Source organism: Thermomonas brevis (genome assembly GCF_014395425.1).
Lineage (GTDB): Bacteria > Pseudomonadota > Gammaproteobacteria > Xanthomonadales > Xanthomonadaceae > Thermomonas > Thermomonas brevis.
The window spans coordinates 790,218-816,200 of record NZ_CP060711.1 but is presented as its reverse complement, the minus strand read 5'-3'; the positions used below and the strand labels follow the sequence as shown (position 1 = coordinate 816,200).

Annotated in this window: 23 protein-coding genes; 10 read left to right on the top strand and 13 right to left on the bottom strand. The window is 70.6% G+C overall.

Annotation, left to right across the window (positions count from 1 at the left end; genetic code table 11):
- Positions 1-2 precede the first annotated feature (2 nt).
- Positions 3-1,442 (bottom strand): cytochrome-c oxidase, cbb3-type subunit I, encoded by a 1,440-nt coding sequence (ccoN, locus tag H9L17_RS03745; protein ID WP_187571022.1) that lies wholly within the window; start codon positions 1,440-1,442, stop codon positions 3-5.
- Positions 1,443-1,610: 168 nt separating this feature from the next.
- On the opposite strand from ccoN, the gene H9L17_RS03740 reads away from it, so the two are divergent.
- Positions 1,611-2,381 (top strand): helix-turn-helix domain-containing protein, encoded by a 771-nt coding sequence (locus tag H9L17_RS03740; RefSeq protein ID WP_187571021.1) that lies wholly within the window; start codon positions 1,611-1,613, stop codon positions 2,379-2,381.
- 37 nt (positions 2,382-2,418) lie between these two features.
- Positions 2,419-3,654 carry an MgtC/SapB family protein gene (locus H9L17_RS03735; protein ID WP_187571020.1) on the top strand — a complete coding sequence of 412 codons (1,236 nt, stop codon included), beginning with the start codon at positions 2,419-2,421 and terminating at the stop codon, positions 3,652-3,654.
- A 15-nt stretch (positions 3,655-3,669) separates the two neighbouring features.
- Here the strand turns inward: H9L17_RS03735 and H9L17_RS03730 are convergent, their stop codons facing one another.
- The 3 genes from H9L17_RS03730 to nirK are packed head-to-tail and all read right to left on the bottom strand — an operon-like array spanning position 3,670 to position 6,590.
- On the bottom strand, positions 3,670-4,269 hold the full coding sequence (locus tag H9L17_RS03730) for an SCO family protein (RefSeq protein ID WP_246455157.1): 600 nt from the start codon (positions 4,267-4,269) through the stop codon (positions 3,670-3,672).
- Complete coding sequence (locus tag H9L17_RS03725; RefSeq protein WP_187571019.1) at positions 4,266-5,060, bottom strand: formylglycine-generating enzyme family protein; 795 nt, start codon at positions 5,058-5,060, stop codon at positions 4,266-4,268. The genes H9L17_RS03730 and H9L17_RS03725 overlap by 4 nt, the downstream gene beginning before the upstream one ends.
- Positions 5,061-5,063: 3 nt before the next feature.
- Positions 5,064-6,590, bottom strand: a complete 1,527-nt coding sequence (nirK, locus tag H9L17_RS03720) for a copper-containing nitrite reductase (RefSeq protein WP_187571018.1) — start codon at positions 6,588-6,590, stop codon at positions 5,064-5,066.
- Between the two features lie 193 nt (positions 6,591-6,783).
- On the opposite strand from nirK, the gene H9L17_RS03715 reads away from it, so the two are divergent.
- The 7 genes from H9L17_RS03715 (at position 6,784) to H9L17_RS03685 (ending at position 13,237) form a co-directional block, all read left to right on the top strand.
- Entirely contained in the window at positions 6,784-8,001 is a 1,218-nt protein-coding gene (locus tag H9L17_RS03715; protein ID WP_187571017.1) for an alginate export family protein, read from the top strand.
- Positions 7,998-8,216 carry a DUF2249 domain-containing protein gene (locus H9L17_RS03710; RefSeq protein WP_187571016.1) on the top strand — a complete coding sequence of 73 codons (219 nt, stop codon included), beginning with the start codon at positions 7,998-8,000 and terminating at the stop codon, positions 8,214-8,216. The genes H9L17_RS03715 and H9L17_RS03710 overlap by 4 nt, the downstream gene beginning before the upstream one ends.
- A gap of 10 nt (positions 8,217-8,226) precedes the next feature.
- The gene (locus tag H9L17_RS03705) at positions 8,227-9,480 is read left to right on the top strand and encodes a hypothetical protein (protein WP_187571015.1); all 1,254 of its coding nucleotides are present in this window, start codon (positions 8,227-8,229) and stop codon (positions 9,478-9,480) included.
- On the top strand, positions 9,477-9,860 hold the full coding sequence (locus tag H9L17_RS03700; RefSeq protein WP_187571014.1) for a putative zinc-binding protein: 384 nt from the start codon (positions 9,477-9,479) through the stop codon (positions 9,858-9,860). Before H9L17_RS03705 ends, H9L17_RS03700 begins: the two co-directional genes overlap by 4 nt.
- On the top strand, positions 9,853-10,704 hold the full coding sequence (gene ubiT / locus H9L17_RS03695; RefSeq protein WP_187571013.1) for a ubiquinone anaerobic biosynthesis accessory factor UbiT: 852 nt from the start codon (positions 9,853-9,855) through the stop codon (positions 10,702-10,704). The genes H9L17_RS03700 and ubiT overlap by 8 nt, the downstream gene beginning before the upstream one ends.
- Positions 10,705-10,781: 77 nt before the next feature.
- Positions 10,782-11,810 carry a quinolinate synthase NadA gene (nadA, locus tag H9L17_RS03690; protein WP_187571012.1) on the top strand — a complete coding sequence of 343 codons (1,029 nt, stop codon included), beginning with the start codon at positions 10,782-10,784 and terminating at the stop codon, positions 11,808-11,810.
- Positions 11,807-13,237, top strand: a complete 1,431-nt coding sequence (locus H9L17_RS03685; protein WP_187571011.1) for an L-aspartate oxidase — start codon at positions 11,807-11,809, stop codon at positions 13,235-13,237. Before nadA ends, H9L17_RS03685 begins: the two co-directional genes overlap by 4 nt.
- A 293-nt stretch (positions 13,238-13,530) precedes the next feature.
- Here H9L17_RS03685 and H9L17_RS03680 read toward each other — a convergent pair whose 3' ends face one another.
- Both H9L17_RS03680 and ubiU read right to left on the bottom strand, forming a co-directional pair.
- The gene (locus H9L17_RS03680) at positions 13,531-14,403 is read right to left on the bottom strand and encodes a U32 family peptidase (RefSeq protein ID WP_187571010.1); all 873 of its coding nucleotides are present in this window, start codon (positions 14,401-14,403) and stop codon (positions 13,531-13,533) included.
- A 10-nt stretch (positions 14,404-14,413) separates the two neighbouring features.
- Entirely contained in the window at positions 14,414-15,412 is a 999-nt protein-coding gene (gene ubiU, locus H9L17_RS03675; RefSeq protein ID WP_187571009.1) for a ubiquinone anaerobic biosynthesis protein UbiU, read from the bottom strand.
- A 178-nt stretch (positions 15,413-15,590) separates the two neighbouring features.
- Between ubiU and H9L17_RS03670 the strand changes: the two genes are divergently transcribed.
- Positions 15,591-16,079: a DnrO protein gene (locus H9L17_RS03670; protein WP_187571008.1), complete on the top strand. Its 489-nt coding sequence runs from the start codon at positions 15,591-15,593 to the stop codon at positions 16,077-16,079.
- A gap of 188 nt (positions 16,080-16,267) precedes the next feature.
- On the opposite strand, the gene H9L17_RS03665 is transcribed toward H9L17_RS03670, so the two are convergent.
- The 7 genes from H9L17_RS03665 to H9L17_RS03635 all read right to left on the bottom strand — a co-directional run bounded on the left by H9L17_RS03665 (position 16,268) and on the right by H9L17_RS03635 (position 25,981).
- The gene (locus tag H9L17_RS03665) at positions 16,268-17,767 is read right to left on the bottom strand and encodes a UbiD family decarboxylase (RefSeq protein WP_187571007.1); all 1,500 of its coding nucleotides are present in this window, start codon (positions 17,765-17,767) and stop codon (positions 16,268-16,270) included.
- Positions 17,764-18,870 carry a PLP-dependent cysteine synthase family protein gene (locus H9L17_RS03660; RefSeq protein WP_187571006.1) on the bottom strand — a complete coding sequence of 369 codons (1,107 nt, stop codon included), beginning with the start codon at positions 18,868-18,870 and terminating at the stop codon, positions 17,764-17,766. Before H9L17_RS03660 ends, H9L17_RS03665 begins: the two co-directional genes overlap by 4 nt.
- A gap of 31 nt (positions 18,871-18,901) precedes the next feature.
- Positions 18,902-20,836 (bottom strand): pyridoxal phosphate-dependent decarboxylase family protein, encoded by a 1,935-nt coding sequence (locus H9L17_RS03655; RefSeq protein WP_187571005.1) that lies wholly within the window; start codon positions 20,834-20,836, stop codon positions 18,902-18,904.
- Between the two features lie 20 nt (positions 20,837-20,856).
- Positions 20,857-21,267: a SirB2 family protein gene (locus H9L17_RS03650; RefSeq protein ID WP_343044056.1), complete on the bottom strand. Its 411-nt coding sequence runs from the start codon at positions 21,265-21,267 to the stop codon at positions 20,857-20,859.
- A 10-nt stretch (positions 21,268-21,277) separates the two neighbouring features.
- A complete protein-coding gene (locus H9L17_RS03645) occupies positions 21,278-22,528 on the bottom strand; it encodes an NnrS family protein (RefSeq protein WP_187571004.1) in 1,251 nt (416 codons plus the stop codon).
- Positions 22,529-22,649: 121 nt separating this feature from the next.
- The gene (locus H9L17_RS03640; RefSeq protein WP_187571003.1) at positions 22,650-24,899 is read right to left on the bottom strand and encodes a nitric-oxide reductase large subunit; all 2,250 of its coding nucleotides are present in this window, start codon (positions 24,897-24,899) and stop codon (positions 22,650-22,652) included.
- A 329-nt stretch (positions 24,900-25,228) separates the two neighbouring features.
- Entirely contained in the window at positions 25,229-25,981 is a 753-nt protein-coding gene (locus tag H9L17_RS03635; protein WP_187571002.1) for a helix-turn-helix domain-containing protein, read from the bottom strand.
- Between the last annotated feature and the right edge of the window lie 2 nt (positions 25,982-25,983).

The following is a 25,983-nucleotide window of genomic DNA, read 5'->3' as shown; positions in this document are numbered from 1 at the left end:
CCTCAGGCCTGCGCTTCGGCGGCGTCGGGCGCCATGACCGGGTGTTCGGCGACGCCGCGCGCCATCTGCCAGGTCTTCCACATGTGCCAGCCCATCAGACACATGCCGGCCAGGATCAGCAGGCCGCCGAGCAGGCGCCCCAGGTAGTACGGGTAGGTGGCGACCAGCGACTCGACGAAGCTGTAGGTCAGCGTGCCGTCGGCGTTGGTGGCGCGCCACATCAGGCCCTGGGTGATGCCGGCGATCCACATCGAGACGATGTAGAACACGACCCCGATCGTGTGCATCCAGAAGTGGGTGTCGATCAGCTTGGTCGAGTACATCCCCGGCAGGCCCAGCAGGCGCGGGTACAGCGAGTACAGCGAGCCGATCGAGATCATCGCCACCCAGCCGAGGGTGCCGGCATGCACGTGGCCCACCGTCCAGTCGGTGTAGTGCGAGAGCGAGTTGACCGTCTTGATCGACAGCAGCGGGCCCTCGAAGGTCGCGATCATGTAGAAGCTGATCGCCACGATCAGGAACTTCAGGATCGGGTCGGTGCGCAGCTTGTGCCACACGCCGGAGAGCGTGAGGATGCCGTTCATCGCGCCGCCCCAGCTCGGCGCCAGCAGGATCACCGAGAACACCATGCCCACCGACTGCGCCCAGTCGGGCAGTGCGGTGTAGTGCAGGTGGTGCGGGCCGGCCCACATGTAGATCGAGATCAGCGCCCAGAAGTGGACGATGGACAGGCGATAGGAGTAGATCGGGCGCTGCGCCTGCTTCGGCACGAAGTAGTACATCATCGCCAGGTAGCCGACGGTGAGCAGGAACGCCACGCCGTTGTGGCCGTACCACCACTGCGCCATCGCGTCGACCGCGCCGCTGTAGACCGAGTACGACTTCCACAGCCCGGCCGGCATCACGATGTTGTTGACGATGTGCAGCAGCGCCACCGCGATCACGTACGCCCCGTAGAACCAGTTGGCGACGTAGATGTGCTTGACCCGGCGTTTTGCAATCGTGCCGAAGAACAGCCAGCCGTAGGCCACCCAGACGACCGCGATCAGCAGGTCCAAGGGCCATTCCAGCTCGGCGTATTCCTTGCTCTGGGTGATGCCCAGCGGCAGGGTGATGACCGCGCCCAGCATCGCCGCCTGCCAGCCCCAGAACACGAACTGGGCCAGCTTGTCGCTGATCAGCCGCACGTGGCAGGTGCGCTGCACCACGTACAGCGAGGTGGCGAACAGCACCGAGCCGCCGAACGCGAAGATCATGCCGTTGGTGTGCAGCGGCCGGATCCGGCTGTAGGTCAGGTAGGGAATGTCGAAATTGAGCGCCGGCCAGTAGAGCTGCGCGGCGCACAGGACGCCGACGGCCATGCCGACGATGCCCCAGAACACGGTCGCGACCGCGAACTGGTGCACCACCTTGTCGTTGTAGGTGCCGGTGATGGCTTGCATGCGGGTCTCCGGAGTAAACATGGACATGCTAGCCAAGCACCGCTTGCGGGTGCTTGACCTCGATCAAATTGACGTGGCCTATCGCGGCCGATGTAGCCGGCATGATGCGGGCAACTGGCGACGGGATCGGCGATAATTGTACGCGTGGCTTCCCGCGGTGTGCAGGGCATGAGCGAACCGATCCCGCTGAATCTGGTACGGCTGCGACGCAGTTGCGCGGAATGCTCGTTGCAGCAGCTGTGCCTGCCCGCCGGCGTGGACGGCGCCGACATGGGCCGGTTGGACACGGTGGTGCAGCGCCGCCGGCCGCTGGCGCGCGGCGACAGCCTGTTCCGGCTGGGCGACCCGTTGCGCGCGGTCTACGTGGCCAGCGAGGGCAGCTTCAAGACGGTGGTGGTGAACGCCAGTGGCGAGGAGCACGTGCTCGGCTTCCACCTGCCGGGCGAGCTGTTCGGCCTGGACGCCATCGGCAGCGGCCAGCACCGCTGCGAGGCGGTGGCGCTGACCGACGCCAGCGTGTGCGAGCTGCCGTTCTCGCAGCTTTCGTCCATCGCCTCGCAACTGCCCAGCCTGCAGCAGCAGCTGCTGCGCGTGATCGGGCAGAGCGCCGACCGCGACCACGACCACGTGGACCTGCTGTCGCGGCGCCAGGCCAGCGAACGCATCGCCCTGTTCGTGCACGGGCTGAGCGCGCGCTACCGCCGCATCGGCCGGCCGGCGGACGACTTCCAGTTGCCGATGAGTCGCGACGAGATCGCCCGTTACCTCGGGCTGGTGCTGGAAACCGTCAGCCGCGGCTTCAGCCGCCTGCACGACGAAGGCGTGATCGAAGTGCGCGGCCGGCGCGTGCGCATCCTCGACGAGGAGGCGCTGGAGGTGGCCGCCAGCGGCTGCGGCGACGACCAGAACCCGCAGCCGCGCAGGCGCGACCGCGCCTGACGTTGCCCGCGGCGGCGCGTTCCGCGAAGCTGCGCCGATGACGTTCGATCCGGACACCCTGAAAGGATTGGCCACGGCGCTGGGCCTGGGCCTGCTGGTGGGCGTGGAGCGCGAGCGCCGCCGCGACGACGCCGGTCATGCGGTGGCCGGCGTGCGCACGTTCGCGCTGATCGGACTGGCCGGGGCCATCGCGGAGCGGATCGGCGGCGTCGGCGTCGCCCTGGGCGGCGCGTTCGTGGCGCTGGCGGCGCTGGCCAGCTACCGCGCCAGCCGCGAACGCGATCCGGGGCTGACCACCGAGGTGGCGATGCTGGTGGTGTTCCTGCTCGGTGTGCTGGCGATGCGCGAACTGGCGCTGGCCGCGGGCCTGGGCGTGGCGGTGGCGCTGCTGCTGGCGTCGAAGACGCGCGCCCACCATTTCGTGCGCGGCGTGCTGACCGACCGGGAACTGCACGACGCGCTGCTGCTGGCGGCCGCGGCGACGCTGGTGCTGCCGTTGCTGCCGGACCGCGCGGTCGATCCATGGCAGGCGATCAACCCGCGCAAGCTGTGGCTGCTGGCGGTGATCGTGATGGCGATCAGCGCGCTGGGGCACGTGGCGCGGCGCGCGTTCGGCGCGCGCACCGGGCTGCTGCTGGCGGGGCTGGCCGGCGGCTTCGCCTCCAGCACCGCCACCATCGCCAGCATGGGCGCGCGGGCGCGGCGGCATCCGGAACTCGCGGTCGCCTGCGCGGGCGCGGGGGTGATTTCCAACATCAGCACGGTGGTGCAGCTCGGCGTGGTGGTCGGGCTGCTGTCGCCGCCGCTGCTGGCGCGGCTGTGGCCGGCGCTGCTGGCGTCCGGCACGGTGCTGGCGGTGTTCGGGCTGGCCGCCGCGCGCGCGGCGCGGTCGGTGCCGGCCGATGCGGAGGCGCCGCCGGGGCGGGCGTTCGAGCCGAAGCAGGCGCTGCTGTTCGTGGCGATCCTGGCGGCGGCGATGCTGGCCTCCGCCGCCATGCAGGCGTGGTTGGGCGAGGCGGCGCTGGACGTCACGCTGGCGCTGTCCGGCTTGGCCGACGTGCATGCGGCGGCGGCTTCGGCCGCGCAGCTGGTCGCGGCGGGGCGCATCGACGCGCCGGTGGCGCTGCCGGGGATCACCTTGGCGTTCGCCGCCAACTCGGCGTTGAAGTTCGGGCTGGCCTGGGCCAGCGGCGGTCGCGGTTATGCGCTGCGGCTGCTGCCCGGCATCGCCGGCATGCTGCTGGCGTTCGCGCTGGCGCTGTGGTGGCGGTAGGCGACGCGGGCGGCCTCAGCCGCCCACCGCCTTGCGCACGGCGGCCACGAAGTCCGGGTCGGGCTGGCTGCCGATCTTCTCGGTGCGGGCGAGGATGCGGCCGTCGGCATCCACCAGGATCAGCGCGCTGCTGTGGTTGAACTCGCCGTCGGCCAGCTGCCGGTAGCGGATGCCGAGCACGCCGGCCACCGCGCGCACGTCGTCGGCGCGCGGCGAGGCCAGCGTCCAGCGCGCGGCGTCCAGCTTGCGCTGCTCCACCACCTTCTTCAGCGCGGCGGGATCGTCGCGCGCCGGGTCCATGCTGATCAGCGCGACGCCCAGCTGCTTCTGCTGCGCCGGGGTGAGCTGGCGCTCGACCGCCTTGCCGGATTCCACGATCAGCGGGCAGATGTACTGGCACGAGGTGTAGAACATCGACACCAGCCGCGGCTTGCCGCGCAGCGCGCGCCAGTCGCGGGTCTGGCCGTTGCTGTCGGTGAGCGGCAGCGGCAGCTGGTAGATCGAATCGCCGGGCAGCGCCGGCGCGGGCTGGGCGGCGCCGGCGATCGCGGCGAAGCCGAGCAGGACGGTCGCGGCGAGGCCGCGCAGCAGTCGTTTCATCGAATCCTGTTTCATGGTGCGCTCCTTGCGCAGCGGAAACCCATGTTGGCGGTGGCGTCGCGGCCTTCCAGCGAAGACAGCATCGCCACCCGCATCAGCACCGCGTAGTTTTCGCGGTCGTTCATCGACAGCGCGCCCGCGCCGCAGAACTTGCCCTTGTCGGGGTCGCCCTGGTTGCGGTTGTCGCCGTCCACCATCAGCGAGGACGCGTCCTCGGTCCACTCCCAGACCAGCCCGTGCAGGTCCTGCACGCCGTACACGTTCGGCGATTGCAGGCCCACCCGCGGCAGCGCGTCCTTGGACGAGCGCGCGTACCAGCCGAGGATGCGCTCGCGCCAGGCCGGATCGCTGCGGGCATCGACGCGGGTTTCGTCGGCCGCCGCGGCGTATTCCCATTCGTTCCAGGTCGGCAGGCGCGCGTCCAGCGACTTGCAGTAGGCCTCGGCCGCGAACCAGCTCACCCACACCACCGGCCTATCCGGCAGCGCGTTCGGGCCGAGCGTGTCCGGCCCGGCCCAGTGCGAGAGGTAGCGCGATTCGGCGAACACCCCGGCGACGCGGTCGCGTCGCCATTCCGGATGGCGTCCGAGGAAGGCCAGGAACTCGGCGTTGGTCACCGGCTTGCGCATCAGCGCGAAGGTCTTCACGCGCACGCCGTTCTTGGCGTCCTCGTAGCCCAGCACCGACTTGAACTGGCCGCCCGGGATTCCGGCATAGCGCCCCGCCACTGCGCCGGCCGCGAGGCCGGCGAGTGGCAGGACGACGAGGCCCAGAACGAGAAGCGGGGCGGCCAGTCGCGCGCGCATGGCTCAGTGGCCGTCCGAGGCGTTGGCGGGCTTGGTGGCGCGCGCCTTGGCGGCGTCCTCGCGGCTCACCTGGCCGCCCGGGTTGCCCCAGCTGTTGAGCACGTAGGTGGCGATGTTGGCCACTTCGTCGTCGGTCAGCTGGCTCATCGGCGGCATGTTGGAGTTGTAGTCCTTGCCGTTGACCTTCACCGGGCCGACCAGGCCGTGCAGGATGATCTCCGGCACGCGCTTCGGATTGGCCTTGATGAAGTCCGAGCCGGCCAGCGGCGGGAACACGCCTTCCATGCCCTTGCCGTCCGGCTGGTGGCAGGTCGAGCAGGTGCCGGCGAACAGCACCTTGCCGGCCGCGATCTGGTCGTCCTTGGTCAGCGTGCCGGCCTCGTGCGCGGCGGCGGCGGCGGCCACCGGCGCGCGGCTGGTGCCGGCGGCCTGGTCGCCCAGGTACACGGCATCGACTTCCTTGCCGGAGTAGATCGCCTTGTTCTCCTTGCCCTCGGCCTTGAGGATCGCCAGCGCGCCCTTGTTGAAGGCGCGGAAGATGCTGTGGTCGACCAGCACGTAGCTGCCCGGCACTTCCATGTGGAACTCCATCATCGCCGCGCCGCCGGCCGGGATCAGCGTGGTCTGCACGTTCTCCTGGAAGCGGGTGCCGCCTTCGTACCAGACCTTGTCGAAGATCTCGCCGATGACGTGGAAGCTGGACACCAGGTTGGGGCCGCCGTTGCCGACGTACAGGCGCACCTTCTCGCCGGTGTTGGCGGTCAGCGCCTTGTCGCCGGTCATCGAGCCTTCCATGCCGTTGAACAGCACGTAGGTCGGGTTCTCGTCGATGGCCTTCTCCATGTCGAACGGCTGGTGGCCCTTCTCGCGGTACTTGCCGGTGGTGTAGAAGTCGCCCTGCATCACGTAGTACTCGCGGTCGACCTTCGGCAGGCCTTCCGGCGGCTCGACCAGGATCAGGCCGTACATGCCGTTGGCGATGTGCATGCCGACCGGCGCGGTGGCGCAGTGGTAGACGTACAGGCCGGCGTTGAGCGCCTTGAAGCTGAAGCGGCTGACGTGGCCGGGCGCGGTGAAGCTGGAGGCCGCGCCGCCGCCGGGGCCGGTGACGCCGTGCAGGTCGATGTTGTGGGGCATCTTGCTGTCCGGCATGTTGCGCAGGTGGAACTCCACCGTGTCGCCCTGGCGCACGCGGATGAAGCTGCCGGGCACGGTGCCGCCGAAGGTCCAGAACGTGTAGGTCACGCCCTCGGAGATCGGCATTTCCTTCTCGATCACGTCGAGCGTCACGATCACCTTGGCCGGCGCGGTGCGGCCGGTCGGCGGCGGCACGTTCGGCGGCGAGGTGAGGATGGCCTCGACCGGCTCGCCCTGCGGCGGGCCGAAATCGCCCTTGGCGGAACCGCCCGTCTCTTCCTGGTGGGTGGCGCCGCTGGCGGCCGGGTTCGGCTGCTCGACGCGGCAGGCGGACAGGCCCAGGGTGGCCGCGACGGCCAGGGCCAGAGTGGCATACCGGACTGCGGGTTTCATCGTGGAGTTCCCTTCTGAGGTGGTGTGTGCGTTGTCGGGGGCAAGCATCGTCCGATCGCGGGGGACCGCACGTTGATCCAGATCAAACTGCGACAGCGGATCGAACACTTCGCGCACGCGCTTGACCTGCATCAACATGCGGGCCGCGCGAAGCGCAGAACCTTGCGCCCAACTTCCCCAACGGGCGCGCCTCATGTCCAACCATACACGACTGATTTCGCTGCTTGCCATCGCCCTCGCCGCCGCGCCGCCGCTGCATGCCGGCGACGCGCCGCCGGCCTCGTTCGAATGGGACCTGCGGCTGCGTCAAGAGCATGTGGACGCCGCCGGATTCGCCCGCGACGCCAACGCGTCCACCGCGCGCCTGCGCGCCGGGCTGCGCCTGCAGCCGGCGGCGGGCTGGACGGTGCTGGTCGAAGGCGAGGGCGTGGCCGGCGCGGGCCGCTACAACAGCGGCGCCAACGGCGAAACCGCGTATCCGGGCGTCGCCGATCCGACCGGCGCGGAACTCAACCAGCTCTGGGTCGGCTGGAAGAACGCGCGCGGCGGCGTGACCGTCGGCCGCCAGCGCATCGCGCTGGACAACCAGCGCTGGGTGGGCAACGTCGGCTGGCGGCAGAACGAGCAGACCTTCGACGCCATCGCGTTGCAGTGGAAGCCGGCAGCGTCGCTGACCGCGAGCTACCACTGGCTGGACAAGGTGCATCGCGCCGCCGGCGACAAGGCGCTCAATCCGCTGATGCGCGAGCGCGACCTCGACAGCCACCTGCTCAACCTCGCATGGAAGCGCGGCGCGCAGCAGCTGGTCGGCTACGCCTACCTGCACGAGGACCGCGACGTCGCCGGCGCCTCCACCGCCACCTGGGGCCTGCGCTGGACCGGCAGCGCCGTGCATGACGGCCGCGGCTTCGGCTGGACCGCGGAGACCGCGCGGCAAACCGACTACGCGCGCAACCCAGCCGACTTCGGCCACGACTACTGGCTGCTGGAGCCGAGCTGGACGCAGGGCGCGCTGATCCTGCGCGGCGGCTGGGAACACCTGGGCGGCGACGGCGTCACCGCGGTGCAGACGCCGCTGGCGACGCTGCACGCGTTCAACGGCTGGGACGACCAGTTCGCGACCACGCCGGCGAAGGGACTCGAAGACCGCTACCTCGGCGCGGGCGGCAAGTTCGGCCGCGGCCGCTACGACGGCAAGCTCGCCTGGGCACTGGCGTGGCACGACTACCGTTCCGACGTCGGCGGCCTGCGCTACGGGCGCGAGTGGAACGCCTCGCTGGGCTTCCCGCTGCCGGGCGGCCTGAGCGGGCTGGTGAAGCTGGCCGACTACCGCGCCGACGGCTTCTCGCGCGACAACACCAAGCTCTGGCTGCAGGTGGAGTGGCGCGGCGCGCGGGCATTGACGCGATGAACCGGATCGACCTGCGCCAGCTGCCCGCGCCGGAGCCGCTGACCCGCGCGCTGGCCGCCGCCGATGCGCTGGAGCCGGGCCACGTGGTGGAAGTGCTGGTGCCGCAGATGCCGGTGCCGCTGCTGGAGATGCTGGAGGAGCGCGGCCTGCGCTGGCGCGTCGAAACCTGCATCGACGGCGGCGTGTGGGTGGCGATCCTGCGCCCGGCGCAGTGACCGCGGCGCGATGGCGAAGCTGGCGACGCAGCAGGCTCCCGCGCCGGCCGTGCCGCGGCGGTTCCTGCTGTCGGCATCGGCCTGGGGCGTGATCGCCGGCGCGCTGCTGGCGTTCGACGGCGGCGCCGCGCTGGCCTCGCGTTGGAGCGGCGCCACGCTGGCGCTGGTGCACGCGATGGCGCTGGGCTTTCTCGGCAACGCGATGTTCGGCAGCCTGCTGCAGTTCCTGCCGGTGGCCGCCGGCGTGCGGGTGCGCGGCGGACGCGGCGCGGCGCTGTGGCTGCACGGGTCGTTGAACGCGGGGGCGCTGCTGCTGGTGGCGGCGTTCCGCTGGCCGGCGCTGCTGTCGCCACAATGGGGCGGGATGGTGCTGGCGATGACGTTCGTCCTGCTGGCCGCGCTGGTGCTGCCGGGGATGCGGGTAGCCGAGGGCCAGCGCTTCCTGCGCTGGGGCATGGGCGGCGCGGTGGTCGCGGCGCTGGTCGCCGCCATGCTTGGCCTGTCGCTGGCCCTGGCGCTGTCGGGCCGATGGACGCTGCCGCTGGCGCCGCTGACCGACGCGCACGCCGGCTGGGGCGTGCTGGGCTGGGTGCTGGCATTGCTTGCGGCGGTGGCGCGGGTGGTGATGCCGATGTTCCAGGGCACTTCCACCACATCGACGCGTGCGCAGGGCGCATGGCAGGCGGCGCTGTACGTCCTGCTGCTGGCGGCGCTGGCGATGGCGTCGCGCGGCGTCGCGCTGCCGGGGCTGCGCATCGGTGCGGGCCTGCTTGGTTTAGCTTTCGCGATGGCGGGCCTGTGGCTGCAACTGCGCGCGTCGAAGCTGCGCGATGCGCCGCTGACGCTGTTCTGGCGCGCGGGCTTCGTCGCGCTCGCGGCGGCGGCCTGCGCGCTGCTGGCCGGCGGCGAGGCGAACGCGCTGCGGGCCGGCGTGCTGGCGCTGGGCATCGGCCTGCCGCTGCTGGTGACCGGCATGCAACTGGAGATCGTCGCCTTCCTCGGCTGGATCGGATTGCAGCGCCGTTGCGGGCGCGGCGTGCGCCTGCCGGGCGTGCAGCTGCTGTTGCCGGAGCGCGACAAGGCCACGGTGCTGGCGCTGCACGGCGCGTCCGCGCTGGCGCTGCTGGCGGCGCTGGCGCGTCCGGCGGCGGCGCATGCCGCGGGGCTGGCGCTGGGGTTGGCGCATGCCGCGGCCTTCGCCGCGCTGTGCGGCGTGGGCTGGCGGGAGGGGCGGTTCGTCGGGGAACGGGAGGCGGGGGAATGAGCAAGGCGTTGCCGCTGGTGTATTCGTGCTCGGGCTGTTCCAGCGCGGCGCAGATGGCCAACCATCTGGCGCTTCGATTGGACCGCGCCGGCGAGGCCGAGATGTCCTGCATCGCCGGCGTCGGCGGCGGCGTGGCCGGGCTGGTGCGCACCGCGCGGAGCCGGCGCCCGATCCTCGCGCTGGACGGCTGCGTGCTGCGCTGCGTGTCGGCCTGTCTTGCCAACGCGGGCGTGGTCGCCGACACCCATCTGGTGCTGTCCGACTACGGGGTGAAGAAGCGCAAGCACGCCGACTTCGACGCCGGCGAGGCCGAAGCGCTGTACGCCGCGTACGCGCTGCCCGCCGCGCGCGCGTTGAACGCGGGAGGCGGCCATGACTGAGCGCGCGCCCGGCCTAGCGCCCGTGCGCCTCGCCATCGACGGCGTGGACGACGGCTTGGTGCTGCTGCTGGCGGCGCGAACGCGGCTGGCGCGGCTGGCCGGGCGGATCAAGGCCGACGCTGGCGTGACCGGACGCGACGATGCGCGCGAGCGGCGCGTGCGCCGGCGCGCGGAAACCCTGGCGGCGACGCTGGGCGTCGCGCCGGACACCGCCGCCGGCGTGCTGGCGCTGGCGATCGGCGACGCCTGCCGCGCGCAGGGGCTGGCATCTGATCTGGATCAAGGAGCGGCGGGGGACGCTGGCGGCATGATCGCGGCCACCATGCAGACCCATACCGACTCCGCGCCGGCGCCGGCGCATCCGCTGCTTCGGCTGGTGCCGCCGCCGCGCCGCCTCGCCCCGCTGCTGCGCGCGCTGCCGCCATCGGCGCAGAAGCGCCTGCTGGAGCGCGCGATGGCGAAGGTGCTGGCCGGGCCGATGCAGGACGGCACGCTCGACTTCATGGCCGGCCGCCGGCTGGGCATCGAGGTCAGCGACCTCGGCCTGCGCTGGGTGGTGGAACTGCAGGGCCAGCGGCTGGCGGTGATCGATGCGCCCGCCGAGGCCACCGTGCGCGGCACCGCCACCGACCTGCTGCTGCTGGCCGGCCGGCTGGAGGACGCCGACACGCTGTTCTTCCAGCGCCGGCTGGTGCTGACCGGCGACGTCGAGCTGGGCCTGACCGCGCGCAACATGCTCGACCGGTTGCCGTGGGAGAAGGTGCCGCTGGGCCTGCGCATCGCCCTCAACCGCGGCGCCCGCTTCGCCCGCGAGGCGCGCGCCGCACATCGCGCGAAAACCTGAGCGGCGTTCCGCTTGCACCTCGCCCGCGCCGTTGCCGCGCGGGCATTCCACGTTCCCGATTCCGACACGAAGGCCGCATGAACGCATCCGCCGCGCCGTCCTGGCATCCCGCACTCGAAGCGCGCCACGCGCCGCTGGTCGAGAAGCTCGAACGCCTGATCCCGTGCATGGAAGTGCCGCTGCATCTGCCGTGGATCGACGCCATCCTCGAACTCAAGCGCCAGCGCGGCGCGACGATCATGGCGCACAGCTACCAGTCGCCGGAGATCTTCCACGGCGTGGCCGACGTCACCGGCGACTCGCTGGCGCTGGCGCAGGCGGCAGCGGAGTGCGACAGCGACCTGATCGTGCTGTGCGGCGTCCACTTCATGGCCGAGAGCGCCAAGATCCTCGCGCCCGAAAAGACCGTGCTGATTCCGGACCTGGACGCCGGCTGCTCGCTGGCCTCCTCGATCACCGCCGCCGACGTGCGCGCCTTGCGCGCGCAGCATCCGGGCGCGCCGGTGGTCAGCTACGTCAACACCAGCGCGGCGGTGAAGGCCGAGTCCGACGCCTGCTGCACCTCGGCCAACGCCGCGCAGGTGGTGGAGGCGATCGCCGCCGAGTTCGGCGCGGACAAGGTGATCTTCCTGCCCGACCGCTACCTCGGCGCGTGGGTGGCGCAGCAGACCGGCATCGAACTGGTGCTGTGGAACGGCCAGTGCGAGGTGCACGAGAAGTTCACCGCGATGGAAGCGCGGCATACCCGCGAGCGCTTCGACGCGAAGATCGTGGCGCATCCGGAATGCCCGCCGGAGGTGCTGGCCGAGGCCGATTTCGTCGGTTCCACCAGCGCGATGGGCGCGTGGCTGGAAAAGGAGAAGCCGTCGCGGGTGGCGATGATCACCGAGTGCTCGATGGCCGACAACCTGCGCAACCGCTTCCCGCAGGTGGAGTTCATCAAGCCCTGCAACCTGTGCCCGCACATGAAGCGGATCACGTTGCTGAACATCCACGCCTGCCTGCGCAAGATGAAGCACGAAGTGACGGTGCCCGACGCGACCATCGCCGGCGCACGGCGCGCGCTGGAGCGCATGCTGGCGGTCGGCCGCCGCGACCGGGTGTGAGCGCGCCCACGCCCGTCGTCATCGTCGGCGGCGGCATCGCCGGCCTGACCGCCGCGCTGGCCGCCGCGCCCGCGCCGGTGCTGCTGCTCAACCGCGCGCGCGGTGCGGAGCATGCGGCCAGCGCGCTGGCGCAGGGCGGCATTGCCGCGGCGGTCGGCACCGACGACACCCCGCAGGCGCACGCGCGCGACACCTGCGACGCCGGCAGCCACCGCAACGACCGCGCGATGGTCGACGTGCTGACCGAGGGCGCGCCGGCCGCCATCGAATGGCTGCAATGGCAGGGCGTCGCGTTCGACCGCGACGAGGGCGGCGCGCTGCGGCTCGGCCGCGAGGGCGGCCACGATCGCCCGCGCATCGTTCACGCCGGCGGCGACGCCACCGGCGCGAAGGTCATGGAGGCGCTGGTCGCGGTCGCCCGCCGCTCCCCGCACATCGAACGGCGCGCGGGGGTGGACGTCGACGGCCTGGTGCTGCGCGACGGCCGCGTCTGCGGCGTCTGCGTGACGAACCCGGACGGCACCCGCGAAGCCCTGCACGGGCGCGCGGTGGTGCTGGCGACCGGCGGCATCGGCGGCCTGTTCGCGCAGACCAGCAACCCGCCCGACGCCGACGGCAGCGGGCTGGCGCTGGCGCTGGCGGCGGGTGCGGCGATGCGCGACCTGGAGTTCGTGCAGTTCCATCCCACCGCGCTGGCGCTGCCTGGCCTGCACAGCCTGCCGCTGGTGACCGAGGCGCTGCGCGGCGCCGGCGCGCGCCTGCTCGACGCGGATGGCAACTCGCTGATGGACGGCCTGCATCCGCTGGCCGACCTGGCGCCGCGCGACATCGTGGCGCGGCGGGTCTGGCGGGCCTGTCGCGAGGGCGGCGCGTGGCTGGACGCGCACCGGATAGGCGCGGCGTTCCCGTCGCAGTTCCCCACCGTGTTCCGCGCCTGCATGGAGCGCGGCATCGACCCGCGCGTGCAGCCGATCCCGGTCGCGCCGGCGGCGCATTTTCACATGGGCGGGATCAAAGTGGATGCCGACGGCCGCACATCGCTGCCGGGCCTGCACGCGGTGGGCGAGGTGGCCTGCAACGGCGTGCATGGCGCCAACCGCCTAGCCAGCAATTCGCTGCTGGAAGGTGTGGTGTTCGGCCGCCGATTGGGCCGGCTGCTGCGCGTGCTGCCGGAGTCCGGCAACGAGCATGGGCGGTTCACATTGGTGCGCCGCAAGCCGTCGCTGGATGCAGCGAGCCTCGCGGGCCTGCGCGAGCTGATGATGCGGGCGATGGGGCCGGTGCGCGAAGGCGAGGCGCTGCGCCCGGCGCTGGAGGAATGCGCGGCGCTGGCGGAGCTGGGTTGGCAGGGCGGATTGGCGCGTGCGATGGTGGAGGCCGCGCTGCGGCGGACGGAAAGCCTCGGGGCGCATTTCCGGCTTGATTGAAGCGGGAAGCTCGCGGGGCAGGCATCGCCCAGGCAGGAGCAGGTTCGTGTGCCGTCGTCACCTCAACCCCGTCGTCCTGAGCGCAGCGAAGGATCTGCTTGTTCGCACCATCAACGGCAGAAGCAGCTCCTTCGCTGAGCTCAGGACGAAACCGGAAATGCGAGGGCGGCAGCATTGGGCGTGGCGCGACAGTTACAGGGCGCGTTGCTTGCCCTGCATCCCGTCCTAGTCGCTTGCATCCGAACCTGCGGGAAAAAAACGGCACGTCCCTGTGCCGAAAGGAACTTGCCGGCTCAGGCCGGCATCCGCATTCCCGGTTCCCCGTGCCAGTAGCCGTTGCGCTCGCCGATCCGCGCCGGAATCTCCGCGCCTTCGCGCGCCGCGTCGAAGTGACGCACCACCGCCTCCATCCCTTCGGCCTGCGGATACAGGCGCAGGATGTCCACGCCCAGCGCGCGCAGCTCGGGCAGCTCCGGGCCAAGGTCGGTGACTTCCTCGCCCTGCACCGAAATGCCGTTGATGCGCAGGAACGGCCGGCCTTCGCGGGTCGCCAGCGGCATGCCGTCGGGATAGTCGATGCAGCGGAAGCCGCACTGGTCCTTCGGCACGTCCAGAGCGCGCGCGGTGAAGCAGCGTGCCGAGTACGACAGCGGCAGCCGGCCCCAGGCAATCACCTCCAGTTCCGGCATCGCGCCGCCATCGGCGACGAAGGCGTCCTTCAGTTCGCCGATCAGCGTGCGGCCCTGTTCCACGCCCGGCACCCAGCGGCGCAGGCCGTCCTCCGCCAGCATCGCCAGCGCGCGATGGTTATAGACGTTGAGCGACGGGCCGGCCACGAACGGGCGGCCCTTCTCGCGGCACAGTTGCACCGCCGACAGGTCGTTGGCCTCGATCCAGAAACCGCCGTGCGAAATCTGCCGATCCAGCACGCTCAATTCGGACTCGGCTTCGATCAGCGCCAAGGTCGAAAGCACGATCTGCTTGCCCGACGCCGCCAGCTCCCCGGCCAGCGCTAGCCAGTCGGCGGTGCGCAGTTCGCGGCGCTTGCTGCACACGGTTTCGCCCAGATAGACGATGTCCACCGGCCAGCGGATCGCTTCGCGGTAGAAGGCCAGCGTGCGTTCGCGCGGCCAGAAGTATTGCAGCGGGCCCAGACTGAGTTTCATCGATGTTCCTTCAGTGCCAGGCGCGGTGGTATGGGCCCAACGTGGTCTGGTGGCCTTCGGCGTGACGCGACAGTTCCGCCTGCCATTCCGGCCTGAGCTGCCAGTGCGCCTCGTCGGCCATGACCTGGTCGATGGCCCTGCGCCAGGTGCGCGTGACCGAGCCGACGTAGGCCACGCCGCGCTGGCGGCCCTCGATCTTCAGCGCGACCACGCCGATCTGCTTCAGCCGCGGCAGCAGCTCCATCGTGTTGAGGCTGGTGGGTTCCTCCAGCGCGTGGAAGACCTCGTTGCCGACTTCGAAGCGGCCCTTGCACACGGTCGGGTAGCCGGCGGGTTCCTCCGGCTTGAACTCGTCGATCAGCACGTCGTTGAGGCGCACGCTGCGGCTGCCGTCGGCCTGTTCGTCCCAGCGCACGAACTTCGCCGGCGAACACACGCCGTGGCGGTTGGGCGAGGCGCCGGTGACGTAGCTGGAGAGCTGGCAGCGGCCTTCCACCATGATGCACAGGCTGCCGAAGGCGAACACTTCCAGCGCCACCGGCGACTTCTCGCACAGCCGCTCGACCTGCTGCAGCGACAGCACCCGCGGCAGCACCGCGCGGCTGATGCCGAAGCGTTCGTAGGCGTAGCGCAATGCCGGTGCGGTGGTGGCGCTGCCCTGCACGGACAGGTGGCGCGGCAACTGCGGATGGGTGCGCGCGGCGTAGTCGAGCACCGCCATCTCGGCGGCGATGATGGCGTCCGCGCCCAGCGCGGCGGCCTTGTCCACGGCGGCGTGCCAGTCCGCGAGGCGCGCGCTGTCGGGATAGGTGTTCAGTGCCAGGTAGACCTTGGCGTTCTTGGCGTGCGCGTAGCGGATGCCGGCGCGCAGTTCGTCGTCAGAGAAGTTCAGGCCGGGGAAGGCGCGCGCATTGGTCTGGTCGCGGAAGCCGGCATAGACCGCGTTCGCGCCCGCGTCCACCGCCGCCTGCAGGGCCGGCAGGTTGCCGGCGGGACACACCAGTTGCATGCGGAAGGCTCCGACACGGGGAAGCCGGCATGGTCTTGCGGCGGACGCGCGGGCGTCATTGATTTGGATCAATCGGCGGGACTTGCGCGCGTTGACGTGGGTCATGGCCGGCCGCGCGGGCGGATGCGATGGTGCGGCTGGCGCGGGCGCTCTGCCCGCGATTGCCCTGGAGAAACCCATGCAGTCCAGCAAGTCCGTTCTCGTTTCCGCAGCCGCGCTGCTCGCGGCGCTGGCCGTGGCGCCGGCGATGGCGCAGTCGGCGCACGATGCGCATGCGGCGCATTCGCACGCCGCGCCCGCAGCCGAACCCGCGCCGGTGCCCGCGCAGCGCTGGGCCACCGACGCGCCCCTGCGCGAGGGCATGCGCGGCATCCGCCAGGCGGTGCAGGCGCTGGAGCACTACGAGCACGGCCACATGGACGCCGTGCAGGCCCGCAACACCGCGCAGCACATCGACGAGGCGGTCAAGGGCATGATCGCGGCCTGCAAGCTGAAGCCCGACGCGGACGCCGCGCTGCACGGCCTGCTGGCGAAGTTCCTGGTCGGCGCCAAGGCGGTGCGCGAGTCGGAAGAAGCGCCGGCGGCGGCGATCGCGGACATGCGCGCGGCGCTGGCGCGCTATCCGCAGCTGTTCGACGATGTGGAGTGGAACACGCCGGCTGATTGAGTGGCAGATCGCGCAGAGGCGATGGCCGCTTGAAGTCCCGATCCGTCATGCCCGTGAAGGCGGGCATCCAGCTCCTGAAATGCCCGCAGAGCATCAAGCTGGACTCCCGCCTTCGCGGGAGTGACGAACAGAAAGCACGCAGGGAGGCGTTGCGCAGCCGCTGTCTGTTTCGGTGTGCGGGCCCCGCCCTACGCCATCGCGGAGCCGCCCGCTTTTTCCTGTCCGGCCGCGACCTGCCGCCACAGCGCATCCACCCGCTTCTCCACGCCGGGATCAAGCTGGATCGGCTTGCTCCAGGTGCGCGTGGTCTCAGCCGGCCATTTGTTGGTGGCATCCAGCCCGAGCTTGGAGCCGAGGTTCGGCGTCGGGCTGGAAAAATCCAGATAGTCGATCGGCGTCCTGTCGATCAGCACGCTGTCGCGCGCCGGATCGACGCGAGTGGCGATCGCCCAGATCACCTGCGACCAGTCGCGCACGTCGATGTCCTCGTCGGTGACGATCACGAACTTGGTGTAGGTGAACTGGCGCAGGTATGACCAGATCCCCATCATGATCCGGCGCGCGTGGCCGGGATACTGCTTGCGGATGGACACCACCGCGATGCGGTAGGAGCACGCCTCCGGCGGCAAGTGGAAATCGACGATCTCCGGAAACACCTTGCGCAGCAGCGGCACGAACACGTCGTTCAGCGCCATCGCCATCACCGAGGGCTCGTCGAACGGCGCGCGGCCCATGTAGCTGCCCTGGTAGATCGCGTCGCGGCGCAGGTGCATGCGCCGGATCGTCATCACCGGGAAGTGGTCCTGCGCGTTGTAGTAGCCGGTGTGGTCGCCGAACGGGCCTTCCAGCGCGGTTTCCGCCGGGTCGATGAAGCCCTCCAGCAGGATCTCGCAGCCGGCCGGCGCATCCAGCCCGGTCAGCGCGCTGGGCCAGACGCGGGTGCGTTCGCCGCGCAACAGGCCGGCGAATTCGTATTCGGACAGCGTGTCGGGAATCGGCGCGACCGCCGCCAGCAGCGTGGCCGGGTCGGCGCCGATCGCCACCAGCACCGGGAAGGGCTTGCCGGGATGCGTGGCCTTCCAGTCGGCGAAATCCAGCGCGCCGCCGCGATGCGGCAGCCAGCGCATGATGATGCGGTTCCTGCCGATCACCTGCTGGCGATAGATCGCCACGTTCTGGCGCGGCTTGCGGGTGCCGCGCGTCACCACCAGCCCCAGCGTGATGAGCTTGGCCGCGTCCTCCGGCCAGCAGCGCTGGATCGGCAGGCGGGAAAGATCGACCTCGTCGCCTTCCAGCGTCTCGTACTGGAACGCGGCCTCGCGCACTTTCTGCGGCGCGACGTGCGCCAGCTGGGCCAGTTCCGGCCAGGTGCCGAGCGCTTCGCGCAGGCTGGACGGCCAGCGCGGTTCGCGGATCGCCGCCAGCAGTTCGCCGAGTTCGCGCAGGCTGGCGAGCGGCCGGCCGGCCAGCGCCGCCTCGATGCGGTCGCGGTGGCCGTAGAGGTTGCCGAGGTAGGCGTGGTCGCTGCCGATCGGATGCTCCATCAGCAGCGCGGGCCCGCCGTTGCGCAGGGCGCGCAGGCTGAGCGACGTAGTTTCGAGTTCTGGATCGACCGGCGCGCCGACGCGCTTCAGGCGTCCTTGGCGTTCGAGTGCTTCGATAAAGGCGCGCAGGTCGTGGAAGCTCATGAAGAACCGTCGGGTGGCGTGAATGTTCCGGTGGCGAGCGCATCGCCCAGCGAGCGCTGCCAGGGCGCGATGTCGATGCCGTGCGCGTCGCGCCAGCCGGGATCGAACAGGGTCTGCTGGTAGCGCTTGCCGCGGTCGCAGAGGAGGCTGACGATGCTGCCGCGCTCGCCGCGCGCGCGCATGTCCGCGGCCAGCTGCAGGCAGGCGGCGAAGTTGGTGCCGGAGGAGCCGCCATAGCGCGTGCCGATGAGGTCTTCCAGCAGTAGCGCGGCGGCGATGGAGGCGGCGTCCTCGACCTCGACCACCTCGTCCACCACGTCGAAGATGAAGCCCGGCTCCACCCGCGGGCGGCCGATGCCCTCGATCCGCGTGGGCCGGCTGGCCACCGCGTCGCGGCTGCGTTCGCGCCAGCCGTGCACGTAGCCGCTGCCGGTCGGTTCGGCGACGCACAGCCGGGTGGACAGGCGGCGGTAGCGCAGGTAGCGGCCAATGGTGGCGGAGGTGCCGCCGGTGCCGACGCCGCAGACGATCCAGGTCGGCTCCGGCCGCGGCTCGCGGCGCAGCTGGCCGAGGATGGACTCGGCGATGTTGTTGTTGCCGCGCCAGTCGGTGGCGCGTTCGGCCAGGCCGAACTGGTCGAGGTGGCAGGCGCCGTTGGCGGCGTGCTGCGCGGCGCGCGCGTGCACCTGCGACGGGTCTTCGACCAGGTCGCACTGGCCGCCCTGCGCCTGCACGTCGCGGATCTTCTGCGGCGCGGTGCAGGCCGGCATCACCGCGATGAACGGCAGGCCCAGCAGGCGCGCGAACCACGCCTCGGAGATCGCGGTGCTGCCCGAGGACGCATCCACCACCGTCTGGCCCGGACGCAGCCGGCCGTTGCACAACGCGTACAGGTAGAGCGAGCGGGCGAGGCGGTGCTTGAGGCTGCCGGTGGGATGGCTGGCCTCGTCCTTGAAGTAGAAGGCGATGTCCGGGAAGCCGGGGAAATCCAGCCGCAGCAGGTGGGTGTCGGCGGAGCGCGTCGCCTCCTGTTCCAGCAGGGCGAGCGCGTCGCTCACCCAGGCGCGGGCGGCGGAATCGGAGCGGTTCGTGGTCGTGTTCATGCGCCCATGATCCCGCGTCCGCCGCCGATCCTCAATTTCCCGCCGCCAGCAGCGCGCGCACCCGCGCGCCGAGGTGCTCGAAATAGCGGTCGATGTAGCTGATCCCGTTCTCGTGGTCGATCAGGTATGGGTTCATCAGCGTGTGGCGCAGGATTACCAGCCGGTCGCCGCCGTCCTCGGCCAGGGTGGCGGGATCGAGGTCGAGCGCGTCGAGGATGCGCCGCGTCTCCGTTTCGCCCAGCGCCTCGGGCCGCAGCGTGGTCACCGAGCCGAAGAACTGCTTGTCCTGCAAGGGGCGGCTGGTGTCGACGCGCAGTTCGTCGTGCAGGCGGCGGACGAAGGCGTTGGCGACGGCGGCGCTGCGGTTGCCGGCGGGGTTCAGCGCGAAGCAGACCAGGTTGCTGTCGGGCGCGAACGGCACCACCGCGCGCACCACCTCGCGCAATTCGTCGGCGAAGCGCAGCGCGCGCGCGTGGAAGGCTTCCGCCGCGCGGATGGTCTGCGCCGGCAGCTGGCCGAAGTGGGCGTGGTCCAGCGGCAGCACCTTGTGGGTCACGTACACGCCGGCCACCGTCGCGCCGGACTTGGAGCCTTCCGGAATGAACTGGCCGAGGCTGCGGTAGCGGCCCATGTAATCCTTGGGCGCCGCGCCGTGGAACACGTAGTCGGCTTCCTCCGACAGCAGCGCGACCGCGCGGTGGTCGCGGCAGATGAAGGCGCCGGCGCCGTAGGGCAGGTAGCCCAGCTTGTGCGGATCGACCGTCACCGAATCGGTGTCGCCCAGCGCGGCGATGGCTGAATAGACCTCGGGCGAGGGGAAGTGAGCGAAGCCGGCGGCCACGTCCTCGCGCGCGCGCAGGCTGCCATCGGCGCTGCGGAACAGGGTGGCGAGGTAGCCGCCCCAGGCGGCGTCGACGTGCACCGCGAAGCCCAGCCCGCGCGCGGCGAAGCGTTCGCGCGCGGCGACCGCGGCGTCGATCGGATCGACCGTGCCGTATTCGGTGGTGCCCATCACCGCCACCGCCATCAGCACCGGCTGGCGCTCGCGCAGGCAGCGCTCCAGCGTCGCGTCCAGCGCGTCCACGTCGATGCGCATGCCGCGCTCCGGCAGCAATTCCAGCTGCGACCGACCCAGCCCCAGCAGCTTGCAGCCCTTGCTCCACGAGTAATGCGCGGTGATCGGCGCCAGCACCTTCGGCACCTTCAGCGTCGGGTGCGCGGCGAAGAAGCCGGCCAGCCCGCGCTGCTCGATGCGCTCGCCCTGCACGCGCGCCTGCCAGCGGCGGCGCTCGGCCGGCGTCGCCTGCGCCAGCCACTGCTGCCATGCGTCCACCAGTGCGGTGGCGGCGTGCGGATGCAGGTTGAAGGCGCTCCAGACGTCCTCCGGCATTGCGAGGTCGGGCACGCCCGCCGCCAGCAATGCGACCGGGAACGCCTTCTGCGCCAGCGCCAGTCGCAGCGCCTGATAGTTCGCCAGCGTGCCGCCGGAAGTGAGGTGGCCGAAGGCGCAGTCCGCGCGCTGCGGATCGTTGACGTAGCCCAGCATGCCGGCCAGTTGCAGGCCGACCTTCACCTCCAGCTCCACCGTCACTGGCGCGGCGTCTTCGGAGACGTTGTTGGGGTTGTAGGGCAGGGTGAGGATCTGAGCGGCGAGGCCGGGCAGCAGCAGGTCGGAGGCCATGTGGCCGATGTAGCGCGGGCTGTGGAACGGCACCGACTTCTTCAGCGCCGCCGACAGCTGGTGCAGCTCGCGGCGCATGCGCGCCTCGAACGCCTGGTAGTCCGGATGCTGCGCCGCCGTGGTGGAGATCGCCGGCGGATCCTCGGGATGGAAGTTGCGCCGCCAGTAGACGTGGTCGCGCAGGAACTCGACCACGAGTTTTTCCAGCAGCGCGTCGTTCTCGCCGTAGGGGCCGAGGAAGCAGGCGTCGAGCGTGCGCGTGCGCGCGTCGGAAGCGGGTTGCATCGAAGAGGACTCCGGGGTGTTCAGCCGAACAGCCGCAGCAGCCATCCGGCGGGATGGTGCATGCGGGCGATGCCGAACATGAAGACGAAGGTGGCCAGCGCGGCCACGTAGAAGACCGTGCGCTGGGCGCGACTGCGCTTCTCGCGCATCGCCAGCACACCCAGCGTCACGTACAGCACCAGCAGGAGCAGCTTGGCGGTCAGCCAGCCGTTGCCGAACATCGCCCCCGGCAGCATCGAGAACAGCATCGTGGCCGAGGTCAGCAGGATGGTGTCGACGGTGTAGCTGCCGTACTTCGGCAGCCAGTGTCGCGGCCAGCGCGCGCCCAGCAGCGAAGCAAAGCCGCGCAGCGCGAAGATCGCGCCGCTGCACATCACCGCGTGCACGTGCGTCCATTTGATCTGCGGGTAGAACTCCATCATCGGCGACATGCGCGCGTCCTCAGCCCGGCCGCCCGTCGGCGCGCGGATGCAGGTAGATCGACAGCGAGCGCAGCACCCACGGCAGGAACGCCAGCAGCCAGCCGGCCGCGGCCACGACCTGCCAGAAGTAGCCGTCGGGCGCGGCCTCGGCGGCGATGCGGGTCAGCGCCACCAGCTGCAGCAGCGCGAAGGCGAACCAGCCCACCGCCGGCATCGCCATCGGCCGGCCGGAATGGCCCTGCGTCACTCGCGTCACCATCGCCACCAGCAGGCTGCCGAAGAAGCCGATGAACAGCGCGTGCGCCGGCCCGCGGCCGAGCACGAACTCGCCGCCGCCGGCCAGGATCGCGCTCTGCGCGGCATACAGCGCGAACGCGACCGGCAGCCAGGCGAAGCCGAGGAACAGCACCCACAGGATGCCGGGCGCCTTGCCGTGCGGCCACCAGCGCAGCAGCACCAGCGCGCTGCCGATCGCCAGCAGCGCGTCGACCGGCCACATCCAGGCGTTCGCGTGCGCCAGCTCCAGCGCCAGGTGCGCCAGCAGCAGCGCCCACAGCGCGGCCAGCGCCCACAGCGGCCGCCACGCGCGGTAGCCCGGCACCACGTTGCCGGCGAAGAACGGGAACATCCGGTGCGCCACCGTCGCGTACACCGGCAGCAGCAGGCCGAACGTGCCCAGCTTGATCGACACCGTCACCGCCCACGGCCCCGCGCCGTGCAGGTAGGCGGCCATCAGCAGCAGGCCGAGCAGGCCGAACGCCATCGCGGCGAAGCACGACCACGCGTGCCAGGTCGGCCCCTTGCCGGCGCGGCGCTCGACCAGCAGCACCCGCAGCAGCTGCGACACCCCGTACGCCCAGCCGACCAGCGACATCACCACGCCGATGTGGACCATCGCCTGCTGCCCGAACAGCATCCCGCCGACCACCGCCAACTGCCCGCCGAGCAGGCCCAACCCGACCGGCACGTAATGCCAGCGCGACAGGTCGGGCGTGCCTGTCCATCGCGGGAAGGTGGTCATCAGGAAGCCGAACATGAAGGGCGGCAGCAGCTGGTACTGCATGACGAAGGCGTGCATCCAGCCGCCGAACGGCGTGCCGGCGGGCAAACCAATCACGCCCCAGCGCACGTCAATCAGCCACAGTAGCCACCACGTCATCGCCAGCAATACGTTGACCGCGCCGACGAAGAACAGCAGCCGGTGCGGCGCTTCCGCCAGCAGCGCGGGCGAGAGGCCGCCGCCGGCGTCGTTGTGGAGAGTCCTGTTCATGCCGGCAGTGTCGCGCCGGGCGGTGGCGGTCGCCTTGATGCAGGTCAGCCGCGCCCGGCGCGCAAACAAAACGGGGACGGCGTTTGCCGTCCCCGTGGTCACGCGGCTTGCGATCGAACCGTCAGTCCGTCGCGAGCTTCGGCTTCAGCCACTTGCGGGCGATGAACAGCGCCAGCATCAGCGCGCCCGCCGAGAACACCAGGTCGCCCGGCATGCGCATCCACACCAGCATGTCGATGATCGGGCGGTTCATGAACTCGGCCGAGCGGGCGAACCAGTAGCCGTGGTCCAGCGCCGCATTGAGCTGCAGCACGCCCATCGGCAGCAGGGTCAGCAGGCCCATCAGGCCGAGGCCGATGTTGAGGCTCCAGAACGCGCCGCGCAGCAGGCCTTCCGGCCATTGCACCTGCGGCTTCAGGCCGCGCAGGCAGAACAGCATCAGGCCGATGCCGAGCATGCCGTACACGCCGAACAACGCGGTATGGCCGTGCAGCGCGGTCAGGTTCATGCCCTGCATGTAGTACAGCGCGATCGGGGTGTTGACCAGGAAGCCGAACAGGCCGGCGCCGACGAGGTTCCAGAAGCTGGTGGCCAGGAAGAACATGATCGGCCACTTGTAGCGGGCCATCCACGGGGTGGCACGGCTGTGGCTCCAGGTCTCGTAGGCTTCCAGCCCGATCAGCGCCAGCGGCACCACTTCCAGCGCCGAGAAGGTGGCGCCCAGCGCGACCGCCGCCGTGGTGGTGCCGGCGAAGTACAGGTGGTGGAACATGCCCAGCACGCCGCCGGTCAGGTAGACGATGGTGGCGAACAGCACGTTGATGGTGGCCGACTTGCCGCGCAGCAGGCCCAGCTTCACGAACAGGAAGCTCATCACCGCGACCGCGAACACCTCGAAGAAGCCTTCCACCCACAGGTGTACCACCCACCAGCGCCAGTACTCGACCACAGAGATGTGGCTGTTCTCGCCCCACATCAGGCCGGCGCCGTAGAACAGGCCGATGGCGATCGTGGAGAGGAACAGCAGGCCCACGATCGAGGACATCTCGTCCTTGCGCTTGAGCGCCGGCCACAGCGCGCGCCCCACCAGGGTCAGCCACACCAGCAGGCCGACGAACAGGAACGCCTGCCAGAAGCGGCCGATGTCGGTGTATTCCCAGCCCTGGTGGCCGAACCAGAAGTTGTACTTCAGGCCCATCTTCTGCATCACCGCGAACCACTGCCCGGCGAACGAGCCGACCACGATGATCAACAGGCAGGCGAACAGGAAGTTGACGCCGGCGCGCTGGTACTTGGGTTCATGTCCGGAAATCGCCGGGCCGATGTACAGGCCGGTGGCCAGCCACGCGGTGGCGATCCACAGCACCGCCAGCTGCGTATGCCAGCTGCGGGTCAGCGAGTAGGGCAGGATTTCCGCGATCTTGAAACCGTAGGCTTCCTGGCCTTCCACCTGGAAGTGCGCGGTGGTCGCGCCCAGCAGGATCTGGCACAGGAACAGCGCCACCACCACCCAGAAATACTTGGCGGTGGCCTTCATCGACGGAGTGATGGTCAGGCTCTGCAGCGGATCCTGCGCCGGCGGCGTCGGCAGTTCTTCCTTGCCGTGGTAGGCGGCGTAATGCCAGGCCAGCAGGCCGACGCCGCCGATCAGGAACAGCAGCGAGAACATCGACCAGATGAAGTTGTCCGAGGTCGGCTTGTTGCCGATCAGCGGCTCGTACGGCCAGTTGTTGGTGTAGCTGCGGTTCTCATAGCCGGGACGGTCGGTGCCGGTGGCCCACGCGGTCCAGAAGAAGAACGCGGTCATCGCGCGGCGGTTGTCGCCGTCGGACACCGTGTTCTCGCGCATCGCATAAGCCTCGCGCAGCTCGTGCGTGGCCGGGTCGTTGGAGAACACGCTCTCGTAGTGCGCCGCGACCATGCTGATCGCCTGCGCGCGCATGTCGCTGACCACGATTTCGTTCTTCGCCGCGTCATAGGTGTTGGTGCGGACCATCGGCTTGACCGCCGCCTGGATCTTCGCCTTCTCGCCGTCGTCGAGGCTGGCGTAGGACTGGCCGGTCGAACCGCGTGCCTGCAACTCCAGCAGCGCTTCGGTTTCGCGATGCAGCCAGTCGGCCGACCAGTCGGGCGCGACCAGCGCGCCGTGGCCCCAGATGGAGCCGAGCTGCTGGCCGCCGATGCTCTGCCAGACCTGGCGGCCGCGGTCGATGTCGGCGCGGGTGTACAGGGTCTGGCCGTTGGCGGCGACCACGCGATCGGGGATGGGCGGTGCGGTGTGGATCAGGTCCACGCCGAGCCACAGCATGACGGCGAAGCTGGCGGCGAGCAGGGCCCCCAGACCCAGCCACAGCCGTTTGGTGATGGACATTGCGACTCTCCTGATCTGGAACGGGCGTATTGAACGAGCGGGCGCATCCTCGGCCGAACGGCCGCGGGGCTCCATGACTTGAATCAACTTGGCGCGAGGATGCGCGGGAAAGGCATCGGCCCGCCTCCGCGGCGCAGCGAGGCGTTCGCGTTGCGATGTCGCGAACGGCGCAGCGGAATGGCGCTGTGGCGGGCGGCGCGGCGAATGCCGCCGGAAATCCGGATGCGGATCAGCGCGGAAAACGCGAAGCGGAGCGCGCGAATCGAATCGGCTTCCGGTTGATCCGCGTCAAACGAACGGCGCGGACAACCGGGGCGTCGCCGAAGGCTTCACTCGCGCAGGATCGGCGCGGCCATCGCCTCGAGGCGGTCCGGGGCGAGCAGTTCGACTTCGCGGCGGTCCACCGCCAGCACGCCTTCGTCCTGCATCCGCCGCAGCACGCGGCTCACGGTTTCCGGCGCCAGCCGCAGGTAGTTGGCGATGTCGGTGCGCGCCATCGTCAGCTGGAAGCGGGTGGACGAGAAGCCGCGTGCGGACAGGCGGCGCGACATCCCGACCAGGAACGCGGCGACGCGCTGGTCGGCGCTCCAGTCGCCCGCCAGCAGGGCGGCGCGGCCGATGTCGCGGCTGAGCAGGCGGAACAGCTCGCGCTGGATGCCGGGCACGCGGGTCGCCAGCACCGAGATCTTCGGGAACGAGAACCGGCACAGCATCACGGTGTCCAGCGCGATCGCGTCGCACGGGTAGCGGTGGCCGTCGATGGCGTTCAGGCCGATCACCTCGCCGGGGAAGTGGAAGCCCAGCACGTGTTCGTGGCCGTCGCGGTCGGTGACGCAGGTCTTGACCGAACCGGCGCGGACGGCGGCGATGGCCTCGAACGGGTCGCCCTCGCGGAACAGGTAGTCGCCGGCGTGGAACGGGCCGACGTGCTCGACCAGCACGTGCAGTTCCTTCAGCGCGTTCTTGTCCATGCCCTGCGACAGGCAGGCGTGGGAGAACGCGCAGGTGGTGCAGAACTGCAGTTCGTCGCCGTCGTCGGACAGAACCTGCGGGCTCAGGCGAGGAAACGGCAGGTTGCTCATGG